This window comes from Sphingobium sp. Ant17, from assembly GCF_000588875.1.
Lineage (GTDB): Bacteria > Pseudomonadota > Alphaproteobacteria > Sphingomonadales > Sphingomonadaceae > Sphingobium.
This window is the reverse complement of the sequence record NZ_JEMV01000020.1, coordinates 70,345-78,848: the sequence shown is the minus strand read 5'-3', so window position 1 is coordinate 78,848 and position 8,504 is coordinate 70,345. Positions and strand designations below refer to the sequence as shown.

Sequence of the window (8,504 nt, the reverse complement as noted above, 5' to 3'; positions counted from 1 at the left end):
CTTCGGCGCGGAAGCGGTCGATGCGCTCCATGCGCTGCTGGGGCTGGGCCATCGCCCGCTCGCGCCGCGCCGTGCCCGTCCCGCCATCCGCATCGACCGCCTCTTTGCCGAACCGATCGGCAGCACCGCCTATGCGCTCAAACGGCTGGCGGAGATGGCGGCCGAAGCCGGCGAGCGGCTGGCCGAACGGGGGCAGGGCGGTCGTCGGTTCGAAGCGATCTTCTTCCGCAGCGACGGCCTCGCCTTCCCGCTGCGCGTCGAAACCGGGCTGCCGGTGCGCGATGCGCCCTCTATCCTGCGGCTGATGCGTGAGCGGATCGACGCCTTGTCCGACCCGATCGATCCCGGCTTCGGCTTCGACATGCTGCGCCTGACCGTGCCGCTGGCCGAGCCGATGGCGGCGACCCAATTGGCGCTGGAAGGGGGCGAAGCGCGCAAGGGCGAAAGCGTGGCGGCGCTGGTCGATCGGCTGTCGATCCGGGCCGGGCGCGGACGCATCCAGCGGCTGGTGCCGTGCGACAGCCATATTCCCGAACAAGCGCAACTGGCCTTGCCCGCCGTCGAAGCGCGCGCGCCCGTCGACTGGGGACCGGTCGGCGAACCGGGCGACCCGCCGCTGCGCCCCATTCATTTGTTCGATCCGCCCCAGTCCATCGACGTGATCGCCGGCGTGCCCGATGGTCCGCCCCACCGCTTCCGCTGGCGCCGCGCCTTGCATGACGTGGTCCGCTTCGAAGGCCCCGAACGGATCGCGCCCGAATGGTGGCGCGCGCCCGACGGCGCGATCGAGGGGGACAGTATCGGCAAGACGCGCGACTATTACCGGGTCGAGGATGCACGCGGTCGCCGCTACTGGCTGTTCCGCCACGGCCTCTATGGTGCGGAGACGCCTGATCCAGGTTGGTATCTCCACGGCCTGTTCGCATGAGCAACCGCCGCAAGGGACCGGACCCTGCCAAGCCAAAATCAGCTGACCCACGGGGCACTATGGGGCGAGAGGCGCGCAAGCAAAGCGCATCTCCCCACCCCCCGCCAGCCGATGCGCCGCCCTTTGCCGAACTGGTGGCGGCGACCAATTTCTCCTTTCTGCGCGGGGCGTCGCATGCCGCCGATATGGTGGCGATGGCGATGGCGCTGGGGCTGACGGGCCTTGGCATTGCCGATCGCAACACGGTGGCGGGCGTCGTGCGCGCCCATGTCGCGCGCAAGCGGGCACCCGAAAAAGCCCGCACGGCGCTGCTCGAAGCGAAGGAAGAAGCAGGCCTGCCGCTCGAACTCAGCGAGGCGGAGGAACAATCCTGCCACAGTGACCTGCGCCTGATCGTCGGCGCGCGGCTGGTCTTTACCGATGGCACCCCGGACATCGTCGCTTACCCCGCGACACGGCGCGGCTGGGGTGAACTCACCAAATTGCTGACGGTCGGCAATTTGCGCTCGGTCAAGGGCGACTGCATCCTGACCTATGCCGACCTGACCGGCTATATGCAGGATCTGCTGCTGATCGTTCTGCCGACATCGACCGCCACCGCCCAGACCGCGCATCGCAAGCCGGTCGACTATGACCATGACGACAGGCCATCTGCCGAAGCGATCCGGCAAGGGCATCTCAGCCTTGTTCCCCCGCCGCGCCCCGCCGATCTGGAGGCGCTGCTGATCCGCCTGTCGCGGCTGGCACCGGGACGGGTGTGGCTGGGCGCGGCATTGCAGCGGGATGGCCGCGATGCACGGCGGCTTGCGCGCTATCGGGCGCTATCGGCGCGCACGGGCGCGCCGCTGCTCGCGACGATGGACGCGCTCTATGCCGACTCTGCCGAACGCCCCTTGCAGGATGTGCTGAGCTGCATCCGTGCGGGCACCACGATTGCCGGGGCCGGACGCATCTTGGAGGCCAATGCGGAACGGCATCTCCATGCTCCTGCCGCGATCGCGCATCTGTTCCGCGCCTGCCCCGAAGCACTGGCGGAAAGCCTGCGCCTGTTGAACCAAGTGCATTTCACGCTCGACCAGCTTCGCTACGAATATCCCGACGAACCCGTGCCGGAAGGCTGGACCGCACAGCAATGGCTGGAGGAATTGACGCTCAGCGCCGCCCATGCCCGTTATGGCCCGCATATCCCTCATGCCGTGCGGGCGCTGCTGGACGAGGAATTCGGGTTGATCCGCACACGCGATTACGCCGCCTATTTCCTGACCGTCCATGACATCGTCGCCTTTGCCCGGATGAAGGGCATATTGTGCCAGGGGCGCGGTTCTGCAGCCAATTCGATGGTCTGCTTCCTGCTGGGCGTCACCTCGGTCGATCCGCAGCGGCATGATCTGCTCTTTTCCCGCTTCGTGTCGGAAGAGCGCGACGAGCCGCCCGACATCGATGTCGATTTCGAACATGAGCGGCGCGAGGAGGTGATGCAATATATCTATGAGCGCTATGGCCGCCACCGTGCGGGGATCGCCGCGACCGTCATCCATTATCGCGCGCGTAGCGCGGTGCGCGAAGTCGCCAAGGTGCTGGGCCTGTCGGAAGATGTATCGGCGCGGCTGACCAGCACCGTGTGGGGCAGTCATGGGCGCAAAATGGCTAAAGAGCGGGTCGGCGAGGCAGGCTTCGCCCTCGACAATCCGCAGATCCTACAATTAAGCGCGCTCGTGGACCAACTGCTCGACGCGCCGTTTCCCCGCCACCTTTCGCAACATGTCGGCGGATTTGTGCTCACCCGCAACCGGTTGGACGAGACGGTGCCCTTGCATCATGCCGCCATGGCCGATCGCAGCTTCATCGAATGGGACAAGGATGACATCGACGCGCTCGGCCTGATGAAGGTCGATATATTGGCGCTGGGTATGCTGACCTGCATCCGCAAGGCGTTCGACCTGATGCGGGAGCATAAGCTCGGCGACCACCAGTTGCAGGTCGATCTGCAATCCAGCGATCCCATCGTTTACGACATGCTGTGCCGGGGCGACAGCGTCGGCGTGTTCCAGGTGGAAAGCCGCGCGCAGATCAACATGTTGCCGCGCCTGCGCCCCCGCACTCTTTACGATCTGACGGTGCAAGTCGCGATCGTGCGGCCGGGGCCGATCGAAGGGGATATGGTGCATCCCTATTTGCGACGGCGTTGCGGCGAAGAGAAGATCGACTATCCGGCACCTGCGCCCGACCATGGCCCGGCCGACGAATTGCGGCAGCTATTGGGCAAGACGTTCGGCGTCCCGCTGTTTCAGGAGCAGGCGATGAAGCTGGCGATCACAGCAGCTGACTTCACCCCGTCGGAAGCCAATCAGCTACGCCGCGCCATGGCGACATTCCGCAATGTCGGGACGATCCATCATTTCCGCGAAAAGCTGGTCAAGGGGATGACCGCGCGCGGCTATCAGGCTGATTTTGCCGAACGCTGCTTCAAGCAGATCGAAGGCTTTGGCAGCTATGGCTTCCCTGAGAGCCACGCGCTCTCCTTTGCCCGGCTCGTCTATGTCTCGGCGTGGCTCAAATGCCATCAGCCCGCAGTCTTTGCCTGCGCGCTTTTGAATGCGCAGCCGATGGGCTTCTACGCCCCCGCGCAATTGGTCCGTGACGCGCGCGCCCATGGCGTGACCGTGCAGGGTGTCGATGTGAATGCCAGCCAGTGGGACAATGGGCTGGAGCCGATCGACCGGGCCCGCCGGACCGATCGGGGGGAGGGGACGGGCCAAGCCTTGGCGCTGCGGCTGGGGTTGCGGCAGGTCGATGGATTTCGCGAAAGCTGGGCAGCGCAGATGGTGGCGGCGCGGGCCGACGCCCCCTTTACCAGCATCGAGGATTTGGCGCGCGGGCGGGCCTGCCCGCGCGCGCGCTCCGCCTGCTGGCCGACGCCGATGCCTGTCGTTCCTTGGGGCAGGACCGGCGCGCCGCCTTATGGGAGGCGCGGCGCACCCCGTCCGACGAACTGCCGCTGTTCGCTGCGGCGCGCCGTCAGGATCGGGCCGCGCGCGAACTGGGCGAGGAACCGGACGCCATGCTGCCCGCCATGCCGCTCGCCGAGCAGGTGGCCACCGATTATCAGGTGACGCGCCTGTCTTTGAAAGGCCATCCGATGCAATTTCTGCGCCCGGCCTTCGCCGCCGAGGGCGTGCTGAGTTGCGCGCAGGCGAGCGCGGCCAAGAATGGCGCGCGGGTGCAGGTGGCGGGCGTGGTGCTGGTGCGGCAACGGCCGGGCAAGGGCAATGCCGTCTTCATCACGATCGAGGATGAAACCGGCGTCGCCAATATTCTGCTCTGGGCGCGGCTGTTCGAGATGCAGCGGCGCGCGGTGATGGCGTCGCGGCTGATGTTGGTGGAAGGCGAAATCCAGCGCAGCAAGGAGGGCGTCGTCCACCTGATGGCTGTTCGCGTTCATGACCGCAGCGACGCGCTGGGCCGCCTGACCCACAGCGGCGAGGGCACAGGCAGCCCCCCACCGCGCAGCGCCACTCACCCGCGCCAGGTACGGATATTACCGGGGTCGCGCGATTTTCATTGAGGGGGCATCATCCAAAGAGGCGGCGGCTCTCCCTAATGTCACTCAATCATCATAAAAAAGACGTTTAATCGCAATGCTAACGCCATGTCTGCGTAAGAAAGTAGCGGCACAGGCCTCTCCAACAAAAGGGGAAGCTTAATCATGATCAATCTCTTGCGCAGCGCGAGTCGCGCCGCGATCGTCCTTGCGCTGTCGACGCCGATTGCCGCTATCGCAGGCACCATCACGGGCACCGTGTCTGACGGGACCGGTACGCGCGCCCTTCAATCGACCCAGTTGCGGCTGGTTGAACTCGGTCGCATCGCCGAAGCTGGCCGTGATGGCGATTATCGCTTCCCCGACGTCGCACCGGGCACCTATACGATCGAGGCCCGCTATGTCGGCGCTGATCCGGTTCGTGTTACCGTGATTGTGCCAGAGGCCGGCGACGTCGATGCCAATATCCGTATTGGTTCGGACGTCGACGCATCGATCATCGTCGTCGGGCAGGTCGCCAACCAGGCATCGGCCCTGTCGCGCCAGCGCGCCGCTGACGGCGTGGAAAGCGTGCTGACCCGCGATGCGATCGGTCAGTTTCCTGACCAGAATGCCGCTGAATCGATGCGCCGCCTACCTGGCGTGAACATTCTGAACGATCAAGGTGAAGGCCGTTTCGTATCGGTGCGCGGCCTTGACCCCGAACTCAACGCCGCCTCGATCAACGGCACGCGCATCCCTGCGCCGGAGAGCGATGTCCGCTCGGTCGCGCTGGACGTCATTCCGTCCGAACTGATCGAATCGATCGAGATCAAAAAGTCGCTGACGCCGGATATGGATGCCGATACGATCGGTGCCTCGATCGAAATCAACACGACCAGCGCCTTTGACCGTAAGAAGGATCTGTATTCGGTCAAGCTGGAAGGCAGCTATAACGAATTTGCCGATGCTTTGACGCCCAAGGGCAGCTTCGACTTTTCGACCCGCTTGTCCGATCGCTTCGGCATCGCTGGCGGAGCCAGCTATTATAAGCGCAAGTTCGAAAGCGACAATGTCGAAGCGGCGGACTGGAATCAGACCGAAGACGGCACGGTCTATGCCGAGGAAATCCAGTATCGCGACTATGACGTGGAGCGCGAGCGTATCGGCGGTTCGCTGAGCTTCGACTGGCTGGCGACCGACACGACCAAACTCTATGCTCGTGGCCTTTACAGCCAGTTCAAGGATCAGGAATATCGTGGCGATGTCATCTTCATCATGGATGAAGAACCAGCATCGGGCACGGCGACGTCGGCGCAATTCACCGACGCCGATGGTCGTATCGAAGTGCGTCGCCGCATGAAGGATCGTCTGGAAACACAGAAGATCAAATCTCTGACCGTGGGCGGCGAAACCAATACGGGTCCGTGGAAAATCACTTATGCAGGCAGCTGGTCGGAAGCGAGTGAACGGGAGAATGGTTCGGTTGACCCGACGCGCTTCCGTGCCCGTTTCGATGGAGATGGCGTCGATGTCGGCTTCGACTATGCCGATCCGATGAAGCCACGCTACACCGTCACCGGCAATACCGACCTCTTCTACGATCCCTCGGAATATGGCTTCAACGAACTGGAACAGACCGTCCTGTCGGATGCGAAGGATCGCGAATATGTCGTGCGGGCGGATATTTCGCGTGCCTTCACCATGGATGGCGGCACCTTCACTGTTCAGACCGGTATGAAGTCGCGCTGGCGCGAAAAGAGCTATAATCTGGAAGCCGCTGTCTATGACGGCTATGATGGCGATTATACGCTGGCAGACGTGCTGGGCGGCCAGACTTATCGTATTCAGGACATTCTGCCGCAGGCCAGCCACACTGGCCCGACCGAATTTTTCAACGCGAACAAGGGCAATTTCGAGCTGAATGCGCTCGATACCCTGCTCAATTCGACCACGTCCGACTATTCGGTCAAGGAAGACGTGCTTGCCGCCTATCTGCTGGGCCGCTGGGACAGCCAGGCTTTGCGGGTCATCGGTGGTGTCCGCATGGAGCAGACCAAGAATGACATCCGCGCTTTCGTCACCGAAACCGACGCAGATGAAAACGTCACGATCACGCCGAACCGCTTTGGCTGCAACTACATGAACTGGCTGCCGAGCCTGACCGTCCGCTACGAACCCGTTAATAATCTCGTCTTCCGTCTGGGCGGCTATAAGAGCCTCGTGCGCCCAAAACTGTCCAACCTTGCCCCGCGCTTCGACATCAACGAAGATCGTGAGGCCTCGTTGGGCAACCCGAATCTCAAGCCGTACAGCGCATGGAACGCCGATTTCTCGGCGGAATGGTATTTCGGGACCAATGCGGCACTGACCGGCGGCCTGTTCTGGAAGTCGATCAAGGACTTCGTCGTGGAACAGCGGATTACGACGCCCGGCACCATCTATGGCGTCGACTATGAGGAACTGACCACCTTCATCAATGGCGACAAGGCGAAGATCAAGGGTCTCGAACTGTCCTACAGCCAGGTGTTCAGCTTCCTGCCGGCGCCATTCGATGGCCTGTTGTTGAACGCCAACTACACCTATACCGACGCCAAGGGCACGGTCCTGACCGACGGCGACATCTCCGATCCGCGCCAGATCCCCCTCGCATCGGCGTCCAAGAACACGTTCAACCTGGTTGTGGGCTACGAAAAGGGACCGATTTCGTTGCGCGCAGCGGGCACTTTCCGCGACAAATATCTGGACGAACTGGGCAGCGAAGCGGACCAGGACCGCTATGTCGACAGCCACTTCCAGGTCGATCTGAGCGCCCGCTATCGCATCACGCCAAAGCTCCGCGTGTTCGCCGAATGGATCAACGTCACCAACGAACCCTATTTCGCCTATCAAAATTATGCAGGCGGCAAGCGGGTTCTCCAGTTTGAGGAATATAACTGGACCGCCAAATTCGGCGTGACGGCGAACTTCTGATGAAGCGCATTGCCCTTATGCTTCCACTGATTTCACTGGCGGCCTGTGCCGCTGGCGAAGTCGAAGTGCCTATCGCCGTGCGCATCGCCAACGCCACCCCGGCGGTGTCGGTGACCGCGCGGGGCGAAACGACGCCGGTCGGCACGACCAATGCCGATGCGGCCGACGATCCGGCGATCTGGCGCAATGCCGCGGACCCCGCTGCCAGCCTGATCGTGGGCACCGACAAGAAGGCGGGCGTCTATGTCTATGGGCTGGACGGCAAGGTCCGCGATTTTCTCGACGCGGGCCGGGTCAATAATATCGACCTGAAAGACGGCGTCGCAATCAACGGCGGCACGGGCATCCTGGTCGTCGCCTCCGACCGCAACGATGTCGCGCGCGCCAAGCTGGCGCTGTTCCGGCTTGATCCGGCGACGGCCAAGTTGACCGCGCTGGGTACGATCGATGGCGGCGCGGGCGAAGCCTATGGCCTGTGCATGGGGTCGGATGCCGCGGGCCTCTATGCCTTCATCGTGCTCAAGGACGGGACGATCAACCAGGTCGCACTCGATGCGTCCGGCGCGACGCCTACGGGCCGCATCGTGCGTAGCCTGAAGCTCGGCACCCAGTCGGAAGGCTGCGCGGTCGATGACCGCACCGGCACGCTTTATGTCGCGGAAGAGGATGTCGGCCTGTGGCGCTTCGACGCGCGGGCGAGCGGCAGCACCACACCCACGAAGATCGCGGCCGCAGACGGCAAGAATATCGTTGCCGATGCCGAAGGCGTCGCCATCGCACCGATCGGAGAGAAGGATGGCTATGTCCTCGTCTCCAGCCAGGGCGACAATGCCTATGTCGTCTATCGCATCCGCGACGACGCCTATGTCGGCCGCTTCCGCGTGGTCGACGGCGCGATCGGCGGGTCGGAGGAAACCGACGGCATCGAACTGATGCTGGGCGATTTCGGCCCCGCCTATCCCGGCGGGCTGTTCATCGCGCAGGATGGAGAGAATGGCGCGGCGGCGCAGAATTTCAAGCTCGTCGCCTGGGCCGATATCGTCAAGGCATTGGGCCTGCCGCAATAAGGCTTCGGGCCGGGAC

5 protein-coding genes are annotated in these 8,504 nt (G+C 63.5%); all 5 read left to right on the top strand.

The features are described 5' to 3' along the window. Nucleotides 1-928: DinB/UmuC family translesion DNA polymerase (locus BF95_RS11065; RefSeq protein ID WP_043151434.1), on the top strand; the 928-nt coding region annotated here is incomplete at its 5' end. A 59-nt stretch (nt 929-987) separates the two neighbouring features. Continuing rightward, nucleotides 988-4,041 carry an error-prone DNA polymerase gene (locus BF95_RS11060; RefSeq protein ID WP_235209694.1) on the top strand — a complete coding sequence of 1,018 codons (3,054 nt, stop codon included), beginning with the start codon at nt 988-990 and terminating at the stop codon, nt 4,039-4,041. After that, nucleotides 3,990-4,493, top strand: a complete 504-nt coding sequence (locus BF95_RS29070) for an OB-fold nucleic acid binding domain-containing protein (RefSeq protein WP_235209693.1) — start codon at nt 3,990-3,992, stop codon at nt 4,491-4,493. Before BF95_RS11060 ends, BF95_RS29070 begins: the two co-directional genes overlap by 52 nt. 141 nt (nt 4,494-4,634) lie before the next feature. Further along, complete coding sequence (locus BF95_RS11055) at nt 4,635-7,421, top strand: TonB-dependent receptor (RefSeq protein ID WP_043151433.1); 2,787 nt, start codon at nt 4,635-4,637, stop codon at nt 7,419-7,421. Next, nucleotides 7,421-8,488, top strand: coding sequence for a phytase (locus tag BF95_RS11050; RefSeq protein ID WP_043151431.1), 1,068 nt, complete (start codon nt 7,421-7,423; stop codon nt 8,486-8,488). Before BF95_RS11055 ends, BF95_RS11050 begins: the two co-directional genes overlap by 1 nt. Nucleotides 8,489-8,504 lie beyond the last annotated feature (16 nt).

Coding starts and splice junctions, on each gene's coding strand:
- BF95_RS11060 (WP_235209694.1), top strand. CDS start 988: ATGGGGCGAGAGGCGCGCAAGCAAAGCGCATCTCCCCACCCCCCGCCA.
- BF95_RS29070 (WP_235209693.1), top strand. CDS start 3,990: ATGCTGCCCGCCATGCCGCTCGCCGAGCAGGTGGCCACCGATTATCAG.
- BF95_RS11055 (WP_043151433.1), top strand. CDS start 4,635: ATGATCAATCTCTTGCGCAGCGCGAGTCGCGCCGCGATCGTCCTTGCG.
- BF95_RS11050 (WP_043151431.1), top strand. CDS start 7,421: ATGAAGCGCATTGCCCTTATGCTTCCACTGATTTCACTGGCGGCCTGT.